At 44.0% G+C, this 26,798-nt stretch carries 26 protein-coding genes; 11 read left to right on the top strand and 15 right to left on the bottom strand.

The genetic code is table 11. From position 1 onward, the window contains the following. Window positions 1-46: 46 nt before the first annotated feature. The 13 genes from IE164_RS10045 to IE164_RS09985 form a co-directional block, all read right to left on the bottom strand. Complete coding sequence (locus tag IE164_RS10045; RefSeq protein WP_189630110.1) at window positions 47-499, bottom strand: hypothetical protein; 453 nt, start codon at window positions 497-499, stop codon at window positions 47-49. A gap of 211 nt (window positions 500-710) precedes the next feature. Continuing rightward, window positions 711-926, bottom strand: a complete 216-nt coding sequence (locus IE164_RS10040; protein WP_189630109.1) for a hypothetical protein — start codon at window positions 924-926, stop codon at window positions 711-713. Continuing rightward, window positions 926-1,486 (bottom strand): hypothetical protein, encoded by a 561-nt coding sequence (locus IE164_RS10035; RefSeq protein ID WP_189630108.1) that lies wholly within the window; start codon window positions 1,484-1,486, stop codon window positions 926-928. The genes IE164_RS10040 and IE164_RS10035 overlap by 1 nt, the downstream gene beginning before the upstream one ends. Continuing rightward, entirely contained in the window at window positions 1,486-1,989 is a 504-nt protein-coding gene (locus IE164_RS10030) for a hypothetical protein (RefSeq protein WP_189630107.1), read from the bottom strand. Before IE164_RS10030 ends, IE164_RS10035 begins: the two co-directional genes overlap by 1 nt. A 16-nt stretch (window positions 1,990-2,005) precedes the next feature. Beyond that, window positions 2,006-3,205, bottom strand: a complete 1,200-nt coding sequence (locus tag IE164_RS10025) for an IPT/TIG domain-containing protein (protein ID WP_189630106.1) — start codon at window positions 3,203-3,205, stop codon at window positions 2,006-2,008. Continuing rightward, complete coding sequence (locus tag IE164_RS10020; protein WP_189630105.1) at window positions 3,205-4,524, bottom strand: S49 family peptidase; 1,320 nt, start codon at window positions 4,522-4,524, stop codon at window positions 3,205-3,207. The genes IE164_RS10025 and IE164_RS10020 overlap by 1 nt, the downstream gene beginning before the upstream one ends. Window positions 4,525-4,583: 59 nt before the next feature. Further along, window positions 4,584-5,078, bottom strand: a complete 495-nt coding sequence (locus IE164_RS10015) for a hypothetical protein (RefSeq protein WP_189630104.1) — start codon at window positions 5,076-5,078, stop codon at window positions 4,584-4,586. A 4-nt stretch (window positions 5,079-5,082) separates the two neighbouring features. Then, entirely contained in the window at window positions 5,083-5,991 is a 909-nt protein-coding gene (locus tag IE164_RS10010; RefSeq protein WP_189630103.1) for a hypothetical protein, read from the bottom strand. Next, a complete protein-coding gene (locus tag IE164_RS10005) occupies window positions 5,991-7,010 on the bottom strand; it encodes a hypothetical protein (protein ID WP_189630102.1) in 1,020 nt (339 codons plus the stop codon). Before IE164_RS10005 ends, IE164_RS10010 begins: the two co-directional genes overlap by 1 nt. Beyond that, window positions 7,007-7,657 (bottom strand): hypothetical protein, encoded by a 651-nt coding sequence (locus IE164_RS10000; RefSeq protein WP_189630101.1) that lies wholly within the window; start codon window positions 7,655-7,657, stop codon window positions 7,007-7,009. The genes IE164_RS10005 and IE164_RS10000 overlap by 4 nt, the downstream gene beginning before the upstream one ends. A 98-nt stretch (window positions 7,658-7,755) precedes the next feature. Then, the gene (locus IE164_RS09995) at window positions 7,756-8,223 is read right to left on the bottom strand and encodes a hypothetical protein (RefSeq protein ID WP_189630100.1); all 468 of its coding nucleotides are present in this window, start codon (window positions 8,221-8,223) and stop codon (window positions 7,756-7,758) included. A 786-nt stretch (window positions 8,224-9,009) separates the two neighbouring features. Continuing rightward, window positions 9,010-14,061, bottom strand: coding sequence for a putative type IX secretion system sortase PorU2 (gene porU2, locus IE164_RS09990; RefSeq protein ID WP_189630099.1), 5,052 nt, complete (start codon window positions 14,059-14,061; stop codon window positions 9,010-9,012). A 4-nt stretch (window positions 14,062-14,065) separates the two neighbouring features. Next, a complete protein-coding gene (locus tag IE164_RS09985) occupies window positions 14,066-15,265 on the bottom strand; it encodes a putative type IX sorting system protein PorV2 (RefSeq protein ID WP_229838629.1) in 1,200 nt (399 codons plus the stop codon). Window positions 15,266-15,486: 221 nt separating this feature from the next. Between IE164_RS09985 and IE164_RS09980 the strand changes: the two genes are divergently transcribed. The 6 genes from IE164_RS09980 to IE164_RS09955 all read left to right on the top strand — a co-directional run bounded on the left by IE164_RS09980 (window position 15,487) and on the right by IE164_RS09955 (window position 21,667). After that, on the top strand, window positions 15,487-15,822 hold the full coding sequence (locus tag IE164_RS09980; protein ID WP_189630097.1) for a PadR family transcriptional regulator: 336 nt from the start codon (window positions 15,487-15,489) through the stop codon (window positions 15,820-15,822). Window positions 15,823-15,827: 5 nt separating this feature from the next. Then, on the top strand, window positions 15,828-18,269 hold the full coding sequence (locus IE164_RS09975) for a PspC domain-containing protein (protein WP_189630096.1): 2,442 nt from the start codon (window positions 15,828-15,830) through the stop codon (window positions 18,267-18,269). A gap of 178 nt (window positions 18,270-18,447) precedes the next feature. Then, the gene (locus IE164_RS09970; protein WP_189630095.1) at window positions 18,448-19,029 is read left to right on the top strand and encodes an RNA polymerase sigma factor; all 582 of its coding nucleotides are present in this window, start codon (window positions 18,448-18,450) and stop codon (window positions 19,027-19,029) included. Then, window positions 19,019-19,798 (top strand): hypothetical protein, encoded by a 780-nt coding sequence (locus tag IE164_RS09965; protein ID WP_189630094.1) that lies wholly within the window; start codon window positions 19,019-19,021, stop codon window positions 19,796-19,798. Before IE164_RS09970 ends, IE164_RS09965 begins: the two co-directional genes overlap by 11 nt. Window positions 19,799-19,822: 24 nt before the next feature. Next, on the top strand, window positions 19,823-20,695 hold the full coding sequence (locus IE164_RS09960) for an outer membrane beta-barrel protein (RefSeq protein WP_229838627.1): 873 nt from the start codon (window positions 19,823-19,825) through the stop codon (window positions 20,693-20,695). A gap of 21 nt (window positions 20,696-20,716) precedes the next feature. Further along, window positions 20,717-21,667: a hypothetical protein gene (locus IE164_RS09955; RefSeq protein ID WP_189630092.1), complete on the top strand. Its 951-nt coding sequence runs from the start codon at window positions 20,717-20,719 to the stop codon at window positions 21,665-21,667. Window positions 21,668-21,775: 108 nt separating this feature from the next. On the opposite strand, the gene IE164_RS09950 is transcribed toward IE164_RS09955, so the two are convergent. Then, complete coding sequence (locus tag IE164_RS09950) at window positions 21,776-22,270, bottom strand: hypothetical protein (RefSeq protein WP_189630091.1); 495 nt, start codon at window positions 22,268-22,270, stop codon at window positions 21,776-21,778. Between the two features lie 66 nt (window positions 22,271-22,336). On the opposite strand from IE164_RS09950, the gene IE164_RS09945 reads away from it, so the two are divergent. From IE164_RS09945 to paaD, 5 genes are read left to right on the top strand one after another with little or no spacing between them, the layout of a single operon-like run. Continuing rightward, a complete protein-coding gene (locus IE164_RS09945) occupies window positions 22,337-22,918 on the top strand; it encodes a TetR/AcrR family transcriptional regulator (RefSeq protein ID WP_189630090.1) in 582 nt (193 codons plus the stop codon). Between the two features lie 4 nt (window positions 22,919-22,922). Next, window positions 22,923-23,909, top strand: a complete 987-nt coding sequence (paaA, locus tag IE164_RS09940) for a 1,2-phenylacetyl-CoA epoxidase subunit PaaA (protein WP_189630089.1) — start codon at window positions 22,923-22,925, stop codon at window positions 23,907-23,909. Between the two features lie 3 nt (window positions 23,910-23,912). Beyond that, the gene (locus IE164_RS09935; protein ID WP_189630088.1) at window positions 23,913-24,527 is read left to right on the top strand and encodes a phenylacetic acid degradation b; all 615 of its coding nucleotides are present in this window, start codon (window positions 23,913-23,915) and stop codon (window positions 24,525-24,527) included. After that, window positions 24,527-25,282 (top strand): 1,2-phenylacetyl-CoA epoxidase subunit PaaC, encoded by a 756-nt coding sequence (paaC, locus tag IE164_RS09930; RefSeq protein WP_189630087.1) that lies wholly within the window; start codon window positions 24,527-24,529, stop codon window positions 25,280-25,282. Before IE164_RS09935 ends, paaC begins: the two co-directional genes overlap by 1 nt. Before the next feature lie 13 nt (window positions 25,283-25,295). After that, a complete protein-coding gene (gene paaD / locus IE164_RS09925) occupies window positions 25,296-25,829 on the top strand; it encodes a 1,2-phenylacetyl-CoA epoxidase subunit PaaD (protein WP_308440967.1) in 534 nt (177 codons plus the stop codon). A 2-nt stretch (window positions 25,830-25,831) separates the two neighbouring features. Here paaD and egtD read toward each other — a convergent pair whose 3' ends face one another. Continuing rightward, window positions 25,832-26,797 carry an L-histidine N(alpha)-methyltransferase gene (gene egtD, locus IE164_RS09920; protein ID WP_189630086.1) on the bottom strand — a complete coding sequence of 322 codons (966 nt, stop codon included), beginning with the start codon at window positions 26,795-26,797 and terminating at the stop codon, window positions 25,832-25,834. Between the last annotated feature and the right edge of the window lies 1 nt (window position 26,798).

Genomic DNA, 26,798 nt, shown 5'->3' with positions numbered 1-26,798 from the left:
CATCCACTTTAAACAAAAAGCCCTCAGTATGAGAGCTTTTAATCGATTAACTTTTAAGTGAATATGAAGTGCTTTGCCAGGGAACCTTTAAGTCTGGTAGATGGTCCGGAGAATAATCTCCCTTCGTCTGTTCACTAAATATCTGTTCTCTGTGAGATCTGTCTCTGCTAATGTCCGATCGATTAATAAAGGTTTGTAAGTTGATGGGTACCGGACCTTCTACTCCTCCCGGACTATTACAATGCAAATCAATCTTCAGCCTAGAATCTACCGCCAACCATTCATTTTCGCTTCCACCAAAGGCAGAACCTACTCGGTTGTCCATGTCTACAAACTCAAAATCAACTGCTGGAGCCATCACATAGACAGCATGCTCTACAGAGCCTGAACCAATATCGACTACATAATCATAGCCCACATCATCGATTACCACCGGTTCTTGTGGTGTCGCTGTAATGGCTACCAAAAACAACGACAAAAGGGTAAATAGTTTTCTCATAAACATTGAAGCTTCACTGTAAAATTCAGCTTGGTTTACTATTGAGTTTCAATCTACTTCTATCATCTGGCAGTAATTAAGACGTGGTTAACACCCCTCATTTCAAAGGAGCGACTAGGGGTGGTTCTATCCGGAGGGGTCGATGGTTACGAAAAAACCCCGACAATCTGCCGGGGCATTTACTCAATTAACCTCAACTATAATCAGACTACTAACTTTTCTTAGTGATGGCTGGAGCCGTGCTCTCTACCTTCTCCAGGTAAGGGAAGTGTTTGCTCTTTGCCAGCGCTTCCGCTTGCTGTAGGGTGAGCTTCTCAAAATCAATTCTACCAAAGCGTGGGTGTTCAAAGCGTTGCCCAACAGGGTTGCCAACAATCTTGAACTTACCTGCCAGATCCGGAGCCAGTTTCAATTGCTTCTTTTCCATTAGGCTGCTCCGGTTACGTCTAGTGCTGCAGTGTGGAACAATGGCGTGTGAGGGCACTCACCTTTAAACTGAATGGTATGCCCTTTCTTCTCAGTGGCGTTACCGCCAGTATTGGCATCGTCAGTTTCCATATACATAGGGAAATCAACTGCCAGGGTACCATCTTCTCTACGGTTGATTCCGCAAAGCCTCATACTACCTTCAGCATCCTTCACCGCTATAGCTACAGGCACGTTCATCACAATGTCGTATACACGCTCATTAGCGGCTATCATTCTAGGTTGCTTCATATCAACCATCACATCTCGACTTCTTCCGTCTCTTTCACCAACCAACGGATAAGAGAGCTTCGCATCCAGCCCTTTGGTGAAATACCATTTAAACCACTTCTTGTCAGTAAGCAATGGAATAGCTTGCGCAACTGTTTTTTCATCAGTAGGATCATCAAGAGCCGCCAGAGCAGTTACATCAATATCTGCAATAGGCACTATATACAGGTGGTCACTTAAACCACCCATATTAGGCCCTGTAGTAGCGAGAATGTCGTTAAACGCTCCCATTATTCACCTCCTTCTTTTTGGCTCTCAATTACCTGATGGTAAAGCGGAAGGTAATCCATTCGCTCGCGCTGGGTACCATCGTATTCAACTCCGGCCTTATCCAAAGCTTCCTTCATCTTAGGAATAGTAACACCTTCATAGATGCTATAATCAACATCGTCAGATTGTTCTTCAACCTTGCGTCTCGCCACTTCAGTGATCAGATCACTTTTAGATTGGATCATTCGCTGAATGTATGTTGCGTACCTTGCCTGATCCGCAACAACTTGGGCGGCCGTTACTTTACCAAATTTAGGCCAGATAAAATTAGGCCGGGTGAACTGGTAGTCTACTTCAAAGAGAATATTCCCTTTTTCGTCAGTTTCCTGCACCGTAATTACCTTGCCCAGGTTCATTTTCTCCTGGTTGGCGCCACCATTTTTCAAACGGAGATTCTCCGCCTCAACGTGGTCTATGTATTTTTGGAGCTCCTTTGCAGAAGCTCCTTTTTTAGGTCTATCCATTTTCAGTCAGATTTACTTATGAAACAGTGATTTCATCCACGCTGGTAGTGTTTCCGAACCCGTTAACGATGTTAATGGTATAATCGCCTGCAGACTTAGCAGGAGTCACGCAAGTTATCTTTCTGTCATTCACTACTACTACAGAAGTACAAGCAGTACCACCAAGTGTTACAGCGGTGGTTCCAGTAAACTCACGCCCTTCAATGGTAATGGCAGTACCTCCAGCTGTAACTGCAGCCAAAGGAGAAATAGAATCAATCACCGGCTTACCAAGGTCAAGGTCATTTGTAAAAATGTATTCACCCAAAACAAAACCTACACCTGAGAACCAATCAGTGAACAATTTCACCAAACGGTCTACACTCTCTATTCTAATCTGGCTCATGTTGGCAGTTTCCTTCATGAGCTTTCTGGCATTACCCATTGGAGTTGCCCAGATTGCCGGAGAATCTTTCATAGATGGCAAGCCAACGATGGTCAGGTTGCTATAATCTATTTTAAGATTTGACCCTGCGAAATCAGTGTCTTTACCATACAAAGCGCGCTTACCTCTCAAGTACCTTGTTTGAATAGTCTCATTCACTCCAATGAGCATTTGAGCGCCTTTGTACTTGTGAGGAATTCCATCAACAAATTCTTCGAACTGCTGAACAAGAACTTTGTCGTCTGTATCCCAGGCACCAAGAGAAATAGGGTCGGTTTTACCATCGAGCACAGCTCTGTTTCTGGCAATATGAAGACCATCCATCACCTGATAAGCCTCCCCAGCAGTTCCGGCAGTAGGCTCTTTTCTCTTACCTCCCCAAACAGCCTCAAGCTCATACTCTTCTTTCGCTTTAGGTAACAAAAGCACCTCTACGAACCAGCGAATGAAAGGCCATGTCTTTCTATCCAGGTTACCATCGGCAAGGAAACCAAGCCAGCTAACCTTCAGCTCATCGGGATATTGTTCACAATCAACCTTCATTCTATATTGAGATATAGCCAGGGGTTCCATTGTAGGATCTCCCTTTGGTGTCCAACCTTTCTGAAAAGGTTGCATTACACTGCCAATAGATGCCTTTGCGGCTCTCCATACAGTGTCATCAGTTGGCGTTGTAGCCAACAAAGCATCGGTAGCGCTCTTTGCGTGAAGCAATGTGTAGAGCCTCGCCATGTTCTGACCCTGATTAATATAATAGGCTCCGAACTCTGCTAAAATGTCGGTAATGGTCATTATTTTTCTTCTGGTTTAGATGATCCGTTAAACATTGGGTTAGCATCTGCAGCTATGTTGTGTGGTAGGGCATCAATGATAGCCTGGTTCTTTGCTACAGCTTCTGGGTCACCATCGGCCACTACTATAGTAGTAGTTGCTGCAGGCTTCTCTTCAAGCTCCTCAATTCTTGCATCACGCTCGGCTATGGTTGCCACGTGTGTGCTAATAGTGCTGTTGGCAGTTTCCAACTGTGCTGTCAAATCTGCTACCTGAGTAGTCAGATTACCGTTTTCTTCTGAGAGTCTTGTGTTCTCAGATTCCGCGTTGGCCAGCCTCTCTTCAGCTTTACCTACGTTTTCTAGTTCCTCGGCTGTCAGCTTTTGTGCCAACGATAAAGAGAGGCCGAGCCTTTTAAACAAACTCATATTTGAATTAAAATTGATAGTCTTCTTTTTGCGTGTGTTGGCCATGTCTATGGAAAGATTGAAGGCGTGAGATAGATCTCCCTGTTCGTGGGCCAGCCCAATCTCCAGACATTCGGCACCGTTAAAAGTGCCACCGGTCCATAGCTTTGGTGTGTCTTCTTTCAGTGTACCTCCATAGTTTCCGCTTACTTCAGAAATGAATGAATCGGTTAAGTCTTTAAGCTCCGAAAGCAATTCATTCCTTTGTTCTTTGGTAAGTTCTTCCAGACTGTTGAACCTGGCTTTATCTACCGACTGAGGAGCACGGATAATTTCTGCCTTAATACCTTCCTTCTCCAGTTTGGCAGCAATGTTCTGGTAAAGCATTAGTGCGCCAATACTTCCCATTTCGCTATTCACCAGGCTGTCAACAATCACCTTGCCTCCAGAGGCGGCAATAGATGAAGCTGTCCACTGGCCGGCACTACAAGCCATGGTGTCTACCCAACCGGTAACTGGTAATCCACTCGTTCTGATGGCTCTATCGAGTACTTCCACAGAATTAGCAGCTCCTCCCGGTGTATCAATATCTATTACTATAGACTTGAATACCTCCTTATTCTGGTTGGCAGTTTGAATCTGGCTGGCTAGTTCAGCCGTACCAATGTTGCACATTCCAGAATGCTTGAACATGGTGCCCCACAACGGAATGTGCGCGGCCATTTCTCCCTTCTCATTGAAGAGAATTTGCATTCCATATTTCTTTGAAAATTCGGAATAAACACCGCCAGAAAGGACATTAAAAGTGTGAGGTTGTTCTACAACGCTAAGATCTTTTCCGTTCTCAAGTCGCTTGATAACGATAGGTACAACTCTATCCAGAAAGGCTTCTGATAGGTACCAGTGGCGTATAGAAAGTAATCGTTCAAACATTACGATATCTAAACTAGAGCATCGTAATGGGCATAATTAGGACGTGGGGAATAGGGCTGTTATTCAGGGGGTTGGGGTTGGGCTTCAGCTATTGGTTGCAGACTTATTTCTTTAATCTGGAATTCATAGTATGCCTGCCTCAAAATGCGGGCAAAAATATTCTCCGGCTCAGCCATGCCCTCTCCCTGGTATGTTGCCTGCAATACAAAATTCAGGAGTTCGGTAGAATTGGTTTTCCCTTCAATCTCATCTTCATATTCAAACTGAGCAAAGCTCATCGCAAGCTCATGCTTGGCTATGTCCTTTTCGATCTCTTTGTAATAGTGATCACAGAAAGGAAGGGTAGTATCTCTTTCTTTTCTCAAGGCTAGTAGGTCAGGGTAATCTACATGCTGAGCATCTGGCTTACCTTCTATTTTGGGAATAAGATAAAATGCCTTGCTATAGCGATGCCTAACATCTTGTCGCATTTTAACAAGTGCCGCCTTAACCATTTTTGTAAGCTCTCGACTTTCAAAAAGCATGTTAATTTGGTTGTCTGATAGTTTTTTCATGGACTTAAAATTGATATGTTTTGTTCATCACTCGCTCAATCGCCAACCTTTCTGGTATTTCAACACCTTCATAGTTTACTAGCGTATCTTTGATTGAAAAAAAACCAAGAGACTCAAACATCTTACCACCCCACATAATCAAGTCACGACCTCGCAATCTCCCGAAATATATACCGGAAGATGTGTTTGTGCCATTTAATGGATTAGAAGTGTTTTCTGTCAGTACCTCATTTCCATTAATTGAAAATGTACGTGACGAGGATCTTTCTTGATATCCTATTATAGAAGGATTAGAGCCTGTAAAGGGGGTCGTGACAGTTGTTGTTGCTGTACCCGTACGCAATGAGCCACCAATACTCGCCCCTCCTAATATAGCTGCTTGCCAAGAAGCTGATACAGAGGTATGAGCAAATGACTGGGCGTATGTACCACTAATATGCTCACCTGCAACTATTTGGTATAATGGCTCTTGAGATGTCGTCCAATTAAACGTGTTCCCGAACAGATACTGGGTGGTGCCATTAAATTTCCATGCTTTAAAATCTGGATAGCCGGTTGCTGTATTAAAGGCACTAGATGTATATATAATTGGCCGTTCACCAGCGGCAGAAGTGGCCTGGTCGAATGCACTATTTGCTTCTGGCACTTGGTTGTAGAACAATATCTCAACCGTTTGACCGTTGACAAAATTCAATAAATCTGTATTGGCCCAATTAACAAAATCACCGTTGTCATAATAAAGATTATGAGTAGCGCCGTCTGAGTACCTTCTAAGGGTGGCCACTATACCTACATAATCTTTGAATCTTCGTACAAAGCCAATGTGCCAAGCCCGCTCTACACCTAAAAAGCCATTCAAATACTTCACTTGGCCTGTCACCACACTACTTCCTATTAACCCCTGCTGGCTCATCAGTCTTTAAACTTTTGAATGTTGAACTTATACTCGCTGCCCTTTTTCATTATATACCACACGTACAGAGAGGTACTGGTAGGTGCAGTAAAAGTGAGCACATTGCTTTCGAATGTTACCTCATCTGGCAACGTGCCGGCAAACCAAGAAGAACTTAGTGTTATCTCACAGTTGGTTGTTAATAGTCCAGAAAAAGATATTTCTCCAATAGCCGACCTTAGATTCCCAACCCCTGAAAATACGGGTGTTAGATTGCCAATAGGCGCGGCATCAAAGTAAGCTGTCTGTTTATCTGAAAAGTTGTAAGCGGTACCAGCAGCAAAGTCTAAATTGGCAGCTTCATCGGCTAGTGGTTTTTTACCAGGTAACTCATTTTCAATATTATCTGCCCTAGCTTCCAGCAATCCTATATCTGTAGCATTGGTATTAACGTCTACCTCCACCTGATCCAGGTCAACCTCTTGAGTTATGGTAATGAGATCTAGCATTGCTTTATAAGCAGTGGTAAACTCCTCACCGGTTACAACACCATCACCTGCTAATTTTTTCCAACTCGAAAGCTCTGGATCAGAGTTGTACTCTGTTTCAATATTAGTACTCTCAAAAGGGCGCTCTGCAACCGTGAGTTTGTAGAACACATCATTATAGAATACAATAATCAATCCCTCACCATATACGCCTGGTTGCCATTCCTGGAAAAGATTGCTCGTTCCTTTAGATACCTCTATCCAATAGTCGTTCTCAGTAATCTCAGTATCTGTGGGTGGAGTATTGCCGGTATTAGCATCGACCTTAGATTTCCAAAGCCTGTTATTCAGCAGGGCATAGGCCGGATTTCCATTCCCGGCACCCGGAGTATCGTAAGTTCCTGCTTCATCGTATTCATTGATCACCGATGAAATATCATTCTGCTCAATAAGGTTAGCTAAATAGTATAGAATAGTCAGTAATTGAGCTTTAGTTACCCTCCCGCTTTCCAGCGCTTCAATCAAAACTCTTAGTCCCGCTACAGTGCTCATGGATTTATCACAGGGTTAATGTCGAACGAAGTATAATCGAAGTCACTGTTAATTCTTACCACGTCCCCTGGAGAGGCTACAGCAATGGTCTGAATAGTTACCCCGTCATTCCATTGAATAATTACCGGAGCAGGAACATCCGGATCTAATACCTCAGGATCTTCAGCCAAGTAGAAAGCACTATTGTCGGGGCCACTATAATAAAAGGAGCAAGAGAAGCCATTTAGCGCCCTAATGTTATTACCTGTGGCTAGATCAAACTTAAATCTAACAGGCTTTTCCTTTGTGCCGAATACTTTTAACTGTCCATTAGCATCCCTAAACAGCACTATAAAGGAGTCATCAGAAGCTCGTTCTAATTGATTAGCTTTCACAGCGGTATCCTTACTAATCACAAAGCCAAGGTCGAGAGCCCTGGCATTTCCTTCTGATCCATCGACATGTCTAGACCTTATTCCTGCAGTTTGGGAAGTGCAGAACCACTCTACCCAACCAACACCAGGTTTAAGCGCTATTTCATCGGTAACCTTTCCATCAATAATAGATGGATATACAGCTACATCATTAGATCTAACAAGTTTCAATGATGGATTAACACCACCTATGTTCTGAGAGGTAAGTCTGGCTATTTCACTAAGGTAACTCATACCCAAAGTAAGAAAGCATTTCAGAGCCTATCTAGGACGTGGGTTTTTGATCAAAACAACACCAAAAAAGAGGTTGGTACAAAACTGACCCTAAATTGTTACAGAACTGACCTATTTTTTTTGAAGTAATCTGTTTTATATCTGAGATACATTGTTCTGGCAGATTCAAATTTCAAGTCATCTTCGGTGATGTTGTAGTAGTTCAGAAAGTTCCTTACCGCCTGCGAGTCGCTCGTACATAGATAAGATTGGCCGAGCACCCAACTATATAGATTCTCTTTGAATATTCTATCATACTCAACATTGAATTGAACCAGAAACTGATGCTCCAGTGAAAGTTTACTCAGATCCTGGTTTAGTAGAAACCTCAGTGACGAAGTGTATCGTTCACGGTCCTTTTTGTAATTGAACTTCTTCCTGAGCACACTATGAAAAGCAGTCCCTAAGCTGGTGTTAAAGTCCACCTTTATAGGTTCCGATTGTTTGTAGAATTTCGGAATGAATTTTTTTAGGTGAGGAAGTAGTTTGATTTCTACCTCTTTGTCGTAACTTATCTGCCAATCCACATCTTAATATAGTACATTTTCCAGTACTCGAAGAAGTAAATTTCAAGCATTTTTATCCGGTATTGTACCAATCTCAACTCATTCAGGAAACCTCTGAAATACACAATTTTTCTGTAATAGTGTAATGAGCAGATAACTCCCTAACAGTCAGTAGAGAAAACACTCTCTACTCATTCAAAAAGCCCTTTCAACCAGTTTGTAATAAGCCAGAAGCCCAACCTAGCTAGATTACTTATTACACTTATTCTGTAATAATGAGATTAATAAATATTGAAACTGTAATATATAACCAACTGAGGTTTAACAGTTTACCTTAGCAATTACAGAATTACAGAATTATTTAAGATTAATAACCAAGAAAGAGTAAAGAGAAAACAGTGGACGCAAAATCCGACTGGTTTTGAAGTATGTCCTCCAATCACTCTAGCGTAAATACAATTATCGAAAGTCCGGATCAGACAATAAGGATGCAATCGCACCCTCGTGCGATTGTTACCAAACAAAAAGCCCGGCTTATGGCCAGGCTTTTTGAGTATCCGGGAGGGTGGTGCTACTAAGAGGCTTTCTTCAGTAACCAGAGCCTGTAAAACAGTTCTATATCTTCAATAAACTGGTTCGACAATTCTCCGGTACAGGGTACAAAAGCCTCGACTCTGTCGGGGCTTTTTCTTTTATATCCTGAGCTTGGCGAAGGATCGCTCTACCCTATTTGCACACTGGCATTATTTCATTTGAATGCTTCCTCCTCGGAGATAGCAGTAGATTAGGAATGTCACAAATTGATTGCTACCTAATAATCACAACTTTACCAAAGTCTTTGTTGAAGGCCTTGTCTTTACCTGTACCCCGGTGGCCAAGATCCTGCCCGTTGGCCTTTACCTGCACCCGATAAATGTAGGTGCCATTGGCCAGAATATCGCCAAATTCATCGCGCCCATCCCAGGCATACTCAGTAATGTTGTTTCCAATACGGATTGGTCCAATTTCATCTTGCGTAATCTCACGCACCAGTTTGCCCGATACAGTAAAAATCTGAATTTTAATCTGATCGGGTATCTCACTTCCCGTGAGTGTAAACACAAAACGTGTGCTGGTGGAGAAAGGATTGGGGTATGGATAAAAATGAGTGATAGTAGACTCGCTCACCACTTCGAAGGTAATTTCGTAGGGGCCTACTCCGGCATAATTACCAGAGGCATCGGAGGCGTTGACCTGCAACATGTATTCACCATCGGGCAGGGTCTCTGGCTGAAACTGTACTTTAAAATTCTGACCTTCGGCTGCCGGCACATAGGTAACTTCGGGATCGGAAAAGTTAATCCGCCTCAACGCGCAACCTTCGCAAATCTGACCAAGAAAAATCTCAACTCCTGTTGTATCGGTCTTAAAAAGGTACGGATTGTTATCGCGTAACTCTATTTCGACCATAGGCTTAGGAGACACTATGTCGCCATCTACGATGTAGATACCATCGAAGGTCACATCCATAGCCGGATTTACCTCATCGCGCTTCACATTGATAAAGTCCTCTAAACGAATGACGTTGTTGCTGTAATACTGTTCAATTTCATCGCCCGGGTTCACGAATATTTCAAAATCATTCAACCCCAATTTACCCTGAGTTTCTATAGGCACCGTAAAGTCTACCGACTGACCGGCTGCTACTGCAGCAATTTGAGAGGTGGCGAAAGACTCTTCTCCTGTGGTTTGATTGGTGAGCTTATACCGTACATTCAGTGCTCCTTTAAAGTCGTAAGACGAAATATTGCTAAAACGAAAAGCTGCCTCAAAGGGCTCCCCATCTTGTAGCTCTATTCGCTCGTTTTTATCGTTTTGGAGGGTAAGTACCCCTTCAGGAACTCCCTGATAGGAAACAAACCAATTTTTAAATTGAGGGGGAGTTGCCGACACGCGGTCTCTGGCACTCACAAACAACCGAACAAAGGGGTATTGCTCTGCATCAATGGCGCTCATATCTAACTCATCAATATCGTTGAGGGTAGCCAAGACTACTTCTGTGCCGTTACTCTGACGCCCTCTCACTTCAAAAATCACATCGTCTTCAGAAGGCTCTTCATCTATTCGCTTGGTGAGCCTGCCCCAGGAGCTCACAGGACCTATGAGAGGAGAAAACACACTCCCTGAGTCTGTGCTGGCAAAAATGGAGGTCTGAAAAGAAATCTCGGTGCGGGTATCGTCTGGCTGAGCTCCGGACGATACTCCCTCAATTAAAGTAGCCGTACCTTGCTGCGCCCCTTTTCTACCATAGATTATAATGGGCTCTCCATTCGTATAATTAGAAAGCTGTGTTGGAGCTACTCCAATTCGGCCGAGCGAACTGCGGGTAATATCGGCCCAGTTTTCATAAAGCAATTCGCCTATAGAAAACATCAGCACAAAATCTCCATTGCCCACTCCGTCCATATACTGGCTAATTAAGGCACTATTATCAATCTGGTTTCTGAGGTCTTCATCGGCAAAGCGGTTAATTACTTGCGGTGTAGTACCACAGTTGAGTGGATCCTGATCTTCAAATTCTGCCCCGGGAGTTTTTAGAATCACATAGGGCCGTCCACTGTCTTTGTCGAAGGCTATGGCATTGAGCGATTCGGGCAGGCAGCTTCTATTGGCTCCTTCTCCGAACAGAGAGCGCCCGTCTACCTCAATGGTCATCTTAAGCGGCTGCCCCCCTAAAGGGTGGTTTTCGCCATAGGTAACCACGTTGATGGTGGTTTCGTTGCCTTCAAAAATCCAGGTTTTGGTGTTAGGTTCTTTGGCAATAGAACTTAGACCAAGGTCTCTAAACTGATCGAATTCTGTCTGAGCCCAACCTTCTACCCCATTTTCAATATTGGTAAAGGAAGAGATGGCCCAGGGCTGAGGGTTATCCAGAAGTTCGTCTTCAAAGATAGACCTCCAATAATACTGAATGGTATCGTTTACGGTAAAGGGCAGAAGTTCTACCTCCCAATTAACCAATCCTTTTCCGCTGAGCGTATTGGTTTTTCTCCACGGGCTGTTAAAATTAATGGTGGTGTCAATCTGAATTACAAAACTCTCATCGTTGGCTTTCAGGTTGGCCGACTGAGCCACCAGGTTAACGGTGGACTGCGAAAGAGTTGCAAAGTGGGTGGGTGCTGTATTAAACGTGCCTGAAGCACCTAAAAAAATAGAGGTCTCGGCTATATTGTTGAATTCACTTCCTTCGTCTACTTCATTATTCCTGTCGAGGTGTACTTCAAATTTGTTTTCTCCAAAAGCATCGAGTCCCTGGTTACTAATCTCATAATATATAGTATCTCTGTTTCTCACAGGGGGCACTTCTATTTCTGGAAGTTCTATTACTGTACCATCGAGCAATGTTCTCCTTACAAAAACTTTTACCGGCTTATCGGTGGTTCGCCCCGCGTTGTTCACCACCACGCCAAGGTTAAAAAATGGTGTGGAAGCCGTAACTGGTAAGCCATTGATAGACTCCCGGAAAATATCTTCAGAACGAACGATGTAATCTACCTTATCGTGACCAAACACCGGAATGGCCGGGTCTCCCTGCAATACCGTTTGCTCTACTACAGCAAAGTCTATCTCATCGGGCGAAAATGTATTCAATTGCCGAATGATGGCTTCTTGTTGAATGTGCCCAATGGAACGGGTCATCCAGAGAGTATCAGACATAATTCTGTAGTACTGCTCTGTATATTCTCTAAGTACATTGGGAATACCCACATCGCTATGAGCCAAAAAGTTGATTGCCCCCTTGTCTTTTGCGGCCATCCAGTTTTCGCCAAAAGAGTTATAGTAAAATATTTCACCACCCCTGCAGCCATTGACAAACATGACCGGATAACGCCCCTGATTGTTATAACCGTAGGCCGGGTCAGTTACATACCCCACATCAATATCGGTATAGGTTGTAGAGGAGTGCCCAAAGAAAGTCACAAAGCCGGTGCCTTTATTAATCTCTTCTGAAATGTTGATGTTCTGAACCGCATTGTTATTGGTTTTAGAAATGTTGGTTACCGCTGCACCCAGGTAATCTTGTGAAACAATATTCTTAAAACCGTCAATGAACTCACGGAACCGAAAAAGCTCATCTGTAGTAAGCCCACCACTCAACTGAAGAAAATTCTTGGTCCATGGAGAATCTTTCAAAGCAGCCTCTTTTTCTTTTACCTTGTCCAGGTAATTGGCCACCCCTTGTGGTGTAGTTACAGAGAGTCTACCCACAGGAAAAGCTGGATAGTGCGCTCTTCCATCCAAAGCCTCTACATACATGATGTCCGAACCGGGCGCGCCCATGGTAGGCACAAGTTCCCGGGAAGAAATAATCAGAGGGTCGGGCAAGCGTTGGGTTCGAATATCTACCCTTCTTGATTTACCAATTAGAAAGAGGTATTGAGGATTACCTTGCAGGTAGGCACTTCGCACAAATCGCCTAATGGCTAATGGGGTATATTCTCCATAGCCAAACTCATCATACAATTCCGTCACGTTGGCATTCAGCACCTGCCAACTGCCTCCCTCCACAGAACTTCTGTAGTCTACATAGGCCTGTACAGGATCATCATAAGCCCCTTCCACCGGCTGACTTAGGTAGGGGTGCGAAATCATCAGGTAATTGTAAGCCGAAAGGTCGTTGTAGTGGAAATTCACTTTCTCTACCTTGGGTTCTATGCTCTGCTGCATATTTTTTAAGTACAGCTTTTGCTCGGCTGTTGTGGCGGGCAACCCGGCCGTAAAACTACCACTTGCCTGACCTTGTATTACCACAGGATTTCGGTAGTCTGTCACATCGAAAAGGACCGCATTGGCAGGAGGATTGGCTACAGTAAGCACTCGCTCCTGATTAGCTGGTGGTATGAACAAGTACTTATCAGAACCAAAGGCATTAAGCTCTCTGGGATATCGGATTCTAAGATAACCAACCGACATTTGATCTACCGGGTATTCATCATACCCCACTACTTCAACTCTGAAAACAAGTTGCCCCTCTGCACTTATATCGTCCCAGTTGATTTGAAGTGTTCGTGTGCCAAAATTGTTAAATGAGAGTGTGATGTCTTGTACCAATGGGCGCAGATTGTCTCTGTCAGGCCCCACATAAACATTGGCTCGGTGTAAAGCAATGTTATTGAACCCTATGAGCTGAAAGGTGAGCTCAAGTTTTGAAATACTTGGGATTTGACCAGAAATACCCTGAAATATAAAGTCTCTGAAGTTGGTTCCCTTGCTTACCGTAGCACTCGATTTAGTGATTACGTTACTCATAAACATTTGGCCACGATCGTAGAGCGAACGTTTTACTTCTCCGGCCGGGTTGCCAATGGGGTAGTATTGACCAAAGCCAAAAACATCAGTTCTAACCTGCAAGTCATCTTCTCTGTGATAAGTTACGGCTGGCAATCCGGTGGGCGAAACATTCCGTACAGTCATGCGCTTACCTGCATTTTCTCCAACGGTTAAAAAGAAAGCCGTGGTATCAGAGAAAAGATTATAAAATGTATGAATTTGATCTTGCGCCCTATAGTACAACTCGGTGTCCTGAGTACCATCATTTCTTCTTCCCCAAAACTCCACATAATCTCCGGGATCAAAAGAAGCATCCTCCATTCCCACGGTACGTATGGCCACCTCTTGCCCTCTATGATACAACTGAATATTGTCTGGACTTATACCGGCAGGATCAAACCCGGCAGTCACAAGTTTCTCATAGGTAATGCGGTGAACATCGTCTTTACCCGTCTTTATTTTGTAATACTCCTGGCTATAGTTAATCCACTCATTGCCCAATTGCTGACCAAAAGCCAAAGGGCCATAGAACAGAATTAAAAGAAGCAAACAACTATTTTTCACTCTTACCCTCCTTCTTTCTTATTCTTCGCTTATTTCTTGAGTAGCTCCCCGGCAGCTTTTCTAACGAATACAATATGGAAAACACATGAGAATATGGAGACTCTGCTACATTACCAATATCCGTTAACGCGTAATCTATAGTAAATTCCTCCAACACCACTCCTATACCCATATTGGGCTGAAAAGACCAAAAGGTAGACTCGCTGGGCTGGTCTCCCCTGCTAAAATCTTTGACACGCTGAAAATTGCCAATACCCATGCGCAAAAAGAACTTGTTCTCATAGTCGAACTCTGCCCCTACCTGCGGGTCAATAGAGGCCAACCTAGACTTGACCAACACGTTTCTGCGGCCATCAAAAGTAAAAACCATATCGGCAGAGGTTAACACATCTATCTTGTCGTTGATTCTAAACGAGCGTGATGCTCCAACAATCGCCTTAGGGAGTGTAATTTCTGTTGAATTACCTGGGATATCATTATTGGTTTGGTTGAACACCGGCCGTAAGGCCTCTTTATTGATTGTCCAGGTATTGAATGTAGTAGAAATATCGCGCAGCATTAAACCAAAGTTCCAGTCGTCTACCCTGTATTTAGCCGATGCATCAAGACCAAAACCCCAGGCTGTGGCAAAATCTCCGATTCTCCTTCGAACAATCTTGGCATTAATACCAAACGTGAGTCCTCCGCCTTCCACAAAGTTTTCCCCGGAAATAAAGCTTACCCCTCTGGCATAAGAAAAAACAAAAGCCAGATCGGCTGCAGAAAAGAAATTAATTCGACTGTAATCAATTCTTCCCTGATCATCAAATAACAAGCGGGTATCAGGAATATCATCAATCCCAAGGCGTATTATAGCCATACCCATATGGCTGTCGGTATCAATGGCCATAGCTGCACCCAGGTAGTCGTAGTTGGCCACTCCTGCAAAATAGGCTGCATGCTGAAAAGAAAACTGATAACGATATTCAATATCTGTTAGAGCAGCAGGGTTCCAGTACACCGCGGTTACATCGTCCGAAACAGAAGTCATGGCATTAGACATGGCCAAAGCCCTGGCCCCCACCCCAATAGACAAAAACTCATTGCTGTATTTTGGAGAACTCTGAGCAAGGACCTTAGGAGAGGACAAAAATATAGGGATGAGAAGCACCCCTTTCAGTAAGAAAACAGCTAACTGTTTCACGCGCATTTGTAACTACTACAATCCAAAATTAAATATACCTACTGGATTTGCGTCATTTTTAACATTCAACTGCAATAAAGATTTTTTATTACCCAAAAACCACCGACACCGGTTAAAAAAGCCATTTTTAGCTACCCCTTCACCACAAGGTAATATTTTTTATATAGTACTATGCAACACATAGTACCTTCTTTCGTATATTTGCATGAGGTCTAAAACTTGAATAGATGAATTTGGAAAATACACAAGTGCAAATGCGGAAGGGAATTCTCGAATTCTGCATTCTGCACATAATCTCGAGGGGAGAAGTCTACGCCTCCGACATGCTAGAGGAGCTTACCTCAGCAAAAATAATGGTAGTTGAAGGCACCCTCTACCCCTTGCTCACTCGCCTGCGCAAAGCAGGTTTGGTAGAGTACAAGTGGGTTGAATCTAACTCGGGACCACCCCGAAAGTACTACACCATCACTCCAAAAGGCCAGGATTTCTTGAATCAACTTGTCAATACCTGGCAAGAACTGGTCGGTTCAACCACACAAATCATCACAAAAACATCTAAGTAATGGTCATGAAGAAGAATATCAGTATAAATATTAGTGGTATCATATTCCACATAGAAGAAGATGGCTATAAAAAACTCAAAGACTATCTCGATTCTATCAACAAGTACTTTAGCAGCTACGATGGTAGCGAAGAGATTATTGCCGACATAGAGAGTCGGATTGCAGAAATCTTTCTGGAAAAACTCGATGAAGAAGGCAAACAGGTTATCTCTAATGATGACATTGACCAACTCATTAGCACCATGGGAAAAGTCTCTGATTTTGAGGCCATGGAAGAAGAAGCAGATTTTTCTGCCGGAAGCTCTGACAACAACTCGGAAGACCCAAAGAAAACCACCGGCTATACTTACGAAAACACCTATAAAGCCCGCAAGCTATATCGCGACTTAAACGATCAGATTGTAGGTGGAGTATCATCCGGAGTAGCCAAATACTTTAACATAGATCCCCTGTGGATTCGCATCGCCTTTGTGCTGAGTTTCTTTGCAGGCTTTGGCCTCATAGTTTACATCATTATGTGGATAGTGATTCCCGGTAGTACAGAACTTAAAGATGATGACTCCATCAAAAAGTTTTATCGAGACCCTGACGATCGGGTGTTAGGAGGTGTGGCAGCCGGTTTGGCCAACTATTTCAAAACCGACACCATCATATTCCGGATAATATTTATAGTCCTGTTCTTTGGTTTCGGCACCGGCCTGTTAGCTTACATAGTCCTGTGGATCATTGCTCCACAGGCTAAATCGCTTACAGACAAAATGCAAATGAAGGGAGAAAAAGTAACTCTCTCCAACATTGACAACAACATAAAGAAAAACAAGGAAGAAGATCTAAACCCGAAAGGAGAGGGCCTGTTTACCAAGGTAATCCTTTTCCCTTTCCGACTCATCGGCCGAATATTTCGCGCATTAGGAAGTGCATTGGCCCCACTTCTGCTCTTTATTGCCGCAGCCTTCCGCATCTTCATAGGTGCTATAATTTCTTTTACCGGTTTGGCCATAATGTTTTCCATACTCGTGGTAACAGGAGTATTACTAGGCCTGCACGAGGGCGACTGGTTCCTTTGGCCCGACTCAGACATTCCTTTTTATCTATTCAACAATACTGTTTCAGAAGCCGGAATACTCTTCACTTTTGCAGCAGTGTTCATCCCATTCCTCTATGTATTCATTGCCGGCATTACCATTATTGCCAAACGCAAGGTAATGAGCAGCTCGGTAGGCTGGAGCATATTAGGTATCTGGATGATCTCCGTAATAGCCGCTTTTGCTACCGTATCTACGATTGTAAAAGACTTCAGAGAAGAAGGCTATGCCGACAGTACCGAAGTGCTGGAAGTCAAAGGCGACACCATAACCCTTAGCCTGAAAACCGTAGAACGAATGGAAAGAAGGCGTAACCGAGAATACCGAAATAATTCCTGGGAGGGAGAGTTTACTGATTTAGACCTGCGCGCCAGCAGAGACAATACCTGGCGTTTGGAAAAAAGAGCAACCGCTCGCGGAAGAAATACTGAAGAGGCCGACAGAAATGCGGAACAGATCAATTACAATTACTCTCTGACAGACGGTCGCATAGTCTTCGATAGCCAACTGAGTCTGCCCGAAAATGCCCAGTTCAGGTTTCAAGACATTGACCTTACCCTCTACATACCAACCAATCAGCCGTTCAAAGTAGACCAGGGCATGAGCAAGCTCCTACACTATTTCAGCTTCCGTTATAACTGGTGGGAGATATACCGCAATACCTGGATATTCGATGAAGACGGCACATTGCAGTGTGTTACCTGCAATGAAGACAATACAGAGGTCAATTCAAGAGCAGGCTACAACGACACCAAAAACTTCGACCTTAGCTCTTTTTCAGACATTAGCATTTCCAGCAGTATTGCCCTTTCACTGGAGTATAGCAATACACACGGAGTAAGGATAGAAGGCAACGAGGCGCACTTCGACCAGTTAGCCCTTCGTGTCAATGGCAGCCGTCTGGAGGTGAGCGAAGTCCGAACCACCTCAAACTGGGGCACTACCCGACTCATCATTCAGACTCCGGAAATAAACAACCTGACATTGTCAGGAGAAGCTAATGTGAATCTGGGACTTCAAAATTTTGAAGATTTAGCCATTGTGCTCAGCCAACAAGCACGACTCAATCTTTCCGGTGAGCTAAATACCCTCTCCTTAATTCTTAAAGACGAGGCACGAGTAGACTCACAGGCAAAAATTCAGCGAGCTAATATTGCGGTGTCGGACAACGCACGCTTATATGCCTATGACGGCCGTATAGAAGAGTGCGACATAAGCACCAATGGTGAAGCACGAGCCAGACTAACCGTTACAGAATACCTTACCGTTGAAGCAGGAGGTTTTTCTTCTATTCGCTACAAGGGCTCCCCCCGACTAGACATTCAAGACAAAGCCAACTCGGCTATTGTAAGTCAATACTAACCAATCAATTTCTCAAAAGAACAGAAACAACAAAAGAAACAACAGAACATAACTCACTGATAAAGAGAACCTTTATTACCTTTACAGAGCATCACGTTAAACGAACGATTTTTTTTTCGCAAACGAGATGCAACGTAATTTATCATTCATACATCTACCTTGTGTAGTCAACCAAAACATGCTTCAAATCAAAAGGTCAAAAACTGAAGAGAGGCTTTTAGAAGCTTGCCGTAAAGGCGACAGAAAAGCTCAGCGCGAGTTGTACGAAAAGTACGCTGGCCTGATGTTCTCTGTGTGCAGACGGTACATCAGCGAAGAAGAAGCTGCTGAAGATGTTTTGGTATGCGGATTTATGAAAGTGTTCAGTAAAATCGACCAGTTCAAGAGTGAAGGAAGCTTTGAAGGCTGGATTCGAAGAATAATGGTCAACGAATCACTAACATATATTCGAAAAAACAAGAGCCTGTACATGCAGGTAGAGATTGAAAATGCCGAACGCGAGCCAGACTACAATCAACTCCAGGATCACCTGGAAGTGGAAGATCTAATGAAAATGATCAACCGATTGCCTACCGGCTACAAAACGGTTTTCAACCTCTACGCCATCGAAGGCTTTTCGCACAAGGAAATTGCCGAACAACTGGGCATAAGTGAAAACACTTCGAAGTCGCAGTTGAGTAGAGCAAGAGCCCATTTACAAAAGCTTTTGGTCGAAGCAGAGCATTATTTGAATGATAAATTATTGAGCCATGAAGGGTAACCCAATTGATGAACTATTCCTTAAAGGACTGGCATCGCACAAAATGCCACCTCCGGCAGACATCTGGGCCAAACTAGAAAACCAGCTTCCTCAAAAAAAGAAGAGAGGAGTATACTTTTGGATGAGCATTGCAGCCTCCACCATGCTTTTGGCCGCAATGGGTTGGCTGGCCCTAACCAACACCGGCAAAGAACCTTCCGGCCAGGAGCTAGCTCAACAAGCTACAGAACAAACGGGCCCGGCCAATAACATGCCACCAAAAACTCAGGCTACACAGCCACAAACCCTGGCCAAGAGAGATAAGCTGCCGGATGCAACGAATCCTCCGGTTAAAATACCCACATTGGTAAATGCTAAACAACTCGACCAAACAGCCCTGGCCGAGACTCAGGCAACCCTGCCTGTAAACCTTGCCGATGTAAACCTGGCAGAACTCTCTATAGAACCCATAAGCCCTACCACACTACAAACTCCGGTGCTTTTTGTTAGCAACCGTAGGGCAAGAAGCCTAAGCATAAACGAAGACGCTCTATTAGAGCAACTAATCATTAGCCCTGCCGAAATGGAAGCTGTTGAAAACGAAAGCAAGAAAAAGCCCGGGTTTTTAAACAGTATTGTTAGCGTAGCCCGCAGCGTAAACAATGGCAAGAAGGCCATTTCGGAAATAAGAAAATCCAAAAACGAGTTTGTTTCCAATGAACTCAAGTACGGCCTCAAAACAGAAGGCGAAGACGAAGACATTGACGAACACCCTCCATTGAAACAATAGTCAACAACTCAAAATAAATATCAGATGAAAACTACCTTACGAATGGCAGCACTAGTTGTGCTGATCACGGCCTTGGTGAGCCCGGCACTCCAGGCACAAACCGATCTTTCCGATCGACTGACAGTTACCTCCAATGTATGGAAAAAGGGACTTTCTCCCTCCACTAACCTTACCGATTTTGAACCAACAAACACCCTGAAAGTAGAGAGTCCGGGTCAGGTGAACACGCATTCCATAGCAAACAGCCTGAGAAGAAGCCCCTTCGATGTAGACAAGTATTATCCACGCAGGGGCACGGAAAACTTCTTTAATGTGTACCTGGGACTCAACAACTGGTTAGAAGATGGCGACCTACCCAACAGCGATAAGCTCTACAGCCTTCTACCCATTAACTCATGGTATGTAGGACTCAACTTCGACAACATTTCGCACCTACTCGGTCCGCTCTATCTCGACTGGGGAATTGGAGCCAGTTTTCTCGACTACGCCTTCGAGAACACCCGTGTGAGTGTAGACAAGGTAGATGATGCCGTAGTGTTTTCAGAAAGAAATGACATCACCGGCCGCAAAAGTAAAATCAATGTAGGCTACCTGAATGTGCACTTTGTACCAACCATTTCCTTTGGCCGATACCGAGATTTCAGAGTAGGCTTTGGGGTTTATGGAGGCTACCGCATTAGCAGCAACACAAAAATGAAGTACGATGACGCCTCTGGCGACAAGCAGAAAGACAAAATGTCTGACAGCTTCCATATCAATCCATTCAAGTATGGATTCAGAGGCCAGATAGGGTGGGACTTTATGGACTTGTTCTTCAACTACGATCTCACGGAGTTCTTCGATGAAGACAAAACCGCCCCGCGCTTAACTCCGGTAACCTTTGGTATAATCTTTTAAACAACTCAAAAGTTAAACAACATGAAAAAAGTAATACTACCCATACTGCTTGGACTGGCACTGGTCATGTCAGCTTCTCAGGCACATGCCCAGGTACGATGGGCAAAATATGGCGACTTTGAACGACTCGACACGGTAGTAAGTATTCCTCGGGCAGAAAAGAACAAGCTCTACATATCTGACGATGATTTCTACCTCCGCATTGGCTTTCTTGGACTTGAACTGGAAGTGGAAGATCGCTGGGAGTGGGACTACAGAGACTGGAGAGGAAGCAATGCCTCTACCATAGAGTATTTCGAACAACATGATCATGGCACACTGCGCGGACTGAATTTTGACATTGGTTTGAACAATTATCTTTCTGACGGAGATTTCCCCTCTTCTTCAGATCTTTATCAACTCAAACCCATCAGTTCCATATATACTGGGCTCACCTGGAATCACACCTCCTACATTTCCAGCCCCCTCTTTATTGAATGGGGTGGTGGATTTAGCTGGTACAACTTCAAATTTGAGAACGCTTCTACGCGACTCGACCCTAACGGTGGGCAACTCAATTTCACTGAGGCCAACAATATTAACAGTGCACTTAAAAGCAAACTCAAGGTAACCTACCTCACTTTTCAGGCCATTCCCATGATAGATCTTGGCCATGGCAAAAGAATAGTTAGAAGGTTTATGGAAGATGACGTACGAGTAGCGTTTAGCGAACGCAGAGGCTTCCGTTTTGGAGTTGGCCCCTACGTGGGCTTGCGACTAAATAACAAAGCCAAATACATTTACCGCAACGATGACGGACGTCAGAAAGACAAAGAGAAAGGCGGGTTCTTTGTAAACGACTTCCGCTATGGTCTAAGAGCTCAAATCGGAATTAACGGCTTCGATATGTTTATGACCTACGACTTCAACGAGCTTTTTGAAGAAGGCAAAGGGCCCCAGTTAAACCCCGTCACTATAGGCATTACCTTCTAAAATCAGACAGCCAAACCAAAACTTTGGCTGACCCTGCACAAAACGGTCTTAAGAGAGCCAGGCTTTTAGGCCACTGAGCTACTTTTGAGACCGTTTTTTATTCAGCTCCTACCTCTCCATCCACTGGCGTTCTTCTCCCTTTAGCTTAAGTAACTTAGCAAAATAACGTCCTGTTGGGCGGTTGGCAGTCATAAGAACAAGAAACACGGTAAATACCATTGCGTAAACCATATCTCCTTTTTCATAAAGACCATAAGCACCTATGGCTGCACCAAAAGCCCATAGCACATTCCGATACAATATCGGCTTGCGCAACATCTTCAGTTTTACATCCAACTCCTTAAATGGCTCCGTAGCCTTGCGCATATCCCTGTTCCATGTCGCTGTTGTACGCATAATAATGTACCCTACACCAATCCCCATTACCCCATGAAACATGAGATCGGGGTTATCGAAAAACACCGAACGCAAATCCCCTGCCTTGTTCTTTTCTAGAAAAACCCACCCAAAGGCCAGCAAGGGCAACATCAAAAGCAGGTAAATCAGTGATTCCAGCCGTTTAAAGTAGGCTTGCTTATCAAATTCAGGGTCGCTTAAATTCATAAAATCAAGAAATTAGCTCTCAACAATTATTTGCTAACGAACGTTAGTATGTATATCTTTGAGTGAATGGAAATACTGGTTAAGAAATCACGCAAGCAACAAATAGAAGAGAAAGCAACCAAGCTTTTTAGGGAGAAAGGTTATGCTGCCACTTCTATGCGCGACCTGGCTCAAGTGCTGGGCATTGAGGCCGCCAGCCTTTATTCACACATCAAATCTAAAGAAGAAATTCTTCAAAAGATATGTTTTCGCATGGCCGACCAGTTTTTTGCGGCCTGGAAGGAAGTGGAAAAAGAGCAAGGCAGCTTTTCGGCAAAAATGGAAAAAGCGGCCATTGCCCATGTAAAAGTAATTACGAAAGACACCGATGCCTCGGCTGTATTCTTCCATGAATGGAGGCATTTGAGCGAGCCGCACCTCTCTGAGTTTCTGATGATGAGAGAAGACTACGAGGGCCGCTTTAAAACCATTATAAGAAATGGTATAGAAAATGGGGAGTTTGAGAAGGTAGATGAAAAGTTTATGATGCTTACCATACTTTCATCGCTCAACTGGACGTACAACTGGTACAAACCTACCGGTAGTTTGCGCCCGGAAGAAATTGGCAAACAACTCGCAAACCTGATATTGAACGGATTAAAGAAATAAAACTATGTACGGAGGTGGAAACGTTTTTGAGGCCATGAAGGCTACTGCCCTGGCTGATGAAGATCCAAAAAAATTGGCAGAGTTTGAAGCACGAATAGACAGAGGTGAGAAAATTGAACCGACTGACTGGATGCCTCAGCTCTACAGAAAACAGCTTATTCGAATGATTGAACAACACGCTCATTCGGAAATTATTGGTGCTTTGCCGGAAGGCACCTGGATAACCAGAGCTCCCGGCTTTAAAAGGAAGCTGGCCCTTATGGCCAAGGTTCAGGACGAGGTGGGCCATGCCCAATTGCTTTATGCTGCGGCAGAAACCCTTGGCAAGCCTAGAGAGCAAATGATAGACGACCTTATTTCAGGTAAGTCTAAATACTCTAACATATTCAATTACCCGGCTTTTACATGGGCCGACTCTTGCTTCATCAGCTGGCTGGTTGATGCAGGAGCTATTGTGAACCAACTGGCAAACTCCAAAGGAAGTTATGGTCCTTACTGCCGCGCATTGGAGCGTATCTGCGCAGAAGAATCATTCCACCTAAAATACGGTCACCACTGTGTGATACACTTGGCTACCGGCACCAAAAAGCAGCGAGAAATGATGCAAGCTGCGGTAAACAGATGGTGGGCTCCCATGATGCACTTCTTTGGCCCTTCTGATAAGATTTCCGTTCACTCCGAAATCTTAATGAAGTGGAAAGTGAAAATGGCCTCGAACGATGAATGCCGACAGCAGTTTTTAGACATGTATGTGCCCAAAATTTGGGAACTGGGATTAACTATTCCGGATGATAAACTGCGTAAAAATACCGAAACCGGCCTATGGGAATACACCGAACCTGATTGGGACGAGTTTAAACGTGTGATCAATGGCGATGGCCCTTGCAACAAAGAGCGGCTGGCGGTAAGAAGAATAGCGGAAGAGCGCGGTAAATGGGTGCGAGAAGCTTTGCTGGCCCCCAAAGCAAAATATGTAACACCACTAGCTTAAACCATGCTTCAATCATTAGACCCCAGAGTAAACCGTTTAGGCTTACCCAATGAATTCGACACGCCAATGCCCAGTAAAGAGGCCTTGGACCAGTTTGAAACTTATGAGGCCTTTGTGCAGGTAAAAGAAGGCAAGCCTTTCGAACATGTGGGTATTGTACATGCCCCCAATGAAGAAATGGCTTTTCTCTTTGCCAAAGAGCAGTATAGTCGTAGAGGCATGTTCTGCAACTCGTTGTGTGTTGTAAAAACGGAAAACATAAAAGTGAGCCCTTATTCAGAAAACGATATCGATATCTACGATTCATTTTCAGGAAAATATTCGGGTAGCACCAGCGAATCTTTCGAGGTGTTTCACCTCACAAAGCGAGGCAAGCAACACAAATATGAAGGAAATGTGCTTGCCAAAGATTATGACGATGCAATACTGGCCGCCAAAGAGAGTTTTCCGCGAGACAAGGCCATTATGAATGTGTGGATAGTAAAATCGGAAGACATCTATGTTTCTGACGAGGAAGACAGGGATATATGGGACACCCTGAAGGAGAAAAAATACAGGGACGCCATTGACTACAAAGCATCGGATAAAATTAAAGCATTTAAAGAAGAACAAGCCTAATGAATACGGAAGCACTTAAAGAGTTGATCTATAAAATGGCCGATGACCTGTTAATTCTAGGGCACCGAAACTCGGAATGGACAGGCATGGGACCTCTTTTGGAAGAAGACATTGCTTTTTCTTCTATGGCCCAAGACAAAGTTGGCCAGAGCTGGCAACTCTATAAAATACTGCATACGCTGGGAGAAAACGATCCGGATACGGTTGCTTTTATGCGCAATGCCGATCAGTTTCATAATGCGCAGCTCTGCGAACTACCAAACGGAGAGTACGACTTCAGCCTCATCAGGCATTTTCTTTTCGATACTGCCGAGCTGCTCAAATATCAGATGCTGGCCAATTCATCTTATACTGATCTGGCCAACCTGGCTAAAAAGGTAAAAGGTGAGGCAAAGTATCATTCTATGCATGCCAAAATATGGATTAAGCAATTGGGTTCGGCCACACCAGAAAGTATTGAGCGTCTGCAGCAGTCGTTGGATGTAGCCCTACCCTATGCACTGGGCATGTTTGAAAAATCGCCATATGAAAAGGAGATCATCGATGAGGGATTGTTTGGGGGAGAAGAGGTATTGATGGAAGCCTGGAAAGCGGAGGTAGAAAAAATCATTTCTGACACCAAACTGATACTACCTGACTGGTCTACTATAGCGCCTGTTTATGGCGGACGAAAAGGGGTTCACACAAAACACCTGCAGCCGCTGCTTGATGAAATGTCGGAAGTATTTAAAGTTGATCCGACAGCCGACTGGTAAAACCGACCATTGATTGGAGGGGAAAAGTGTAGAGGAACGAATGAAACGCATGGGCATGGAGAAAGAAATTTCAGCAGAACAAATAAAACAATGGCTCGATTCAGTGAAAGATCCGGAAATCCCGGTGCTTTCGCTGAATGACCTTGGAGTAATTACGGGCATTGACATAGGCAATGATGGCAAAGTAACGGTGAACATGACCCCAACTTTTGCCGGCTGCCCTGCCATGGATGTTATGCAACAGGATGTTGAACAGGTACTGCAAGAAAATGGCATTGCCAACTATGAGGTTCGTGTTTCTTTCGACACACAGTGGAACTCCAATATGATCAGTGAAAAGGGTAGAAAAGCACTGGCCGAGTTTGGTTTAGCTCCTCCCCCTAAGCACAACCTGATTGTAGATATAGATATTATTGAACACGCTAAGTGTCCGAACTGTGGAAGTGATAATACCGAAATGAAAACACCTTTTGGCCCAACACTGTGCCGCTCTATACACTACTGCCACAATTGCCTCAATGCCTTTGAGCAGTTTAAACCGTTGTAAGGCTATACTTTTTCCCACAAACTATCTACAAAAAGGCCTTCAGCATGATTGAAGTGCCTCACCACCTTGAAGCCCGTGGCTTTGGCCGTAGCACTAATCATTTCGCACGAATATTTCTGAGAAATTTCGGTGTGAATTGGCTCCCAGGCCTTAAAGCGGAAAACCATATCTACATCGGCTAGCCTTACTTCCTGCTCCTCTGTACTCACCAAAAAGCTTTTGGTCTCTCCTGTTATAGGATCGTACGTTGGGTAATGCACAAATTTAGAGAGGTCGAAGTCGGCTCCAAGCTCATCATTAATGCGCTGCAGCAGATTAAGGTTAAAGTCTCGGGTTACTCCCTGGCTGTCGTCATAGGCAGAGAGTATTTTCCTGGGGTCCTTCATGAGGTCAAACCCTATAAAGAGTAAATCACCGGAAGACATGTTCTCTGACAACTTGCTAAGAAATACTTCTCCGGCCGACCGACTGAAATTGCCTATGGTGGACCCTAAAAACATAACCACCTCTTTTTGCAGATGATTCTCCTTGAGCGCAGCCAGAGCTTCGAAATAATCGCCCTCTATAGGCTGTACATTCACTTTGGGCAGTTCGCGGTTGACAGATTCCTTCAATTGCACCAGCACATTGGCTGAGATGTCGATGGGGCTATAAATAAAACTTACTTGTTGGTTAGAAAAGTACTCGAGCAGTATTTTGGTTTTAGAACCATCGCCTGCCCCTAATTCAACCAATCTAAAGCTCTCATCTTCACCCAAAAATTCTTTTAGAATTTCGTCTTTGAATGTATCGATGATCTGCTCTTCCGACCGAGTTAAGTAGTACTCATCCAGTTTCATTATTTCCTGAAAAAGCCTATCTCCCTCCGCATTGTAAAAATACTTGGAGGGCAACCTTTTGGGTGTCTGTCGGAGGCCTGTTACAATATCTTTGGCAAAGCCTTGTAGTGCTTCGGTGGTTTGTGTCATT

The sequence above is a fragment of the Roseivirga thermotolerans genome (assembly GCF_014653175.1).
GTDB lineage: Bacteria > Bacteroidota > Bacteroidia > Cytophagales > Cyclobacteriaceae > Roseivirga > Roseivirga thermotolerans.
Note: the sequence above shows the minus strand (reverse complement) of the source record. Positions and strands in the feature narration are given on the sequence as shown.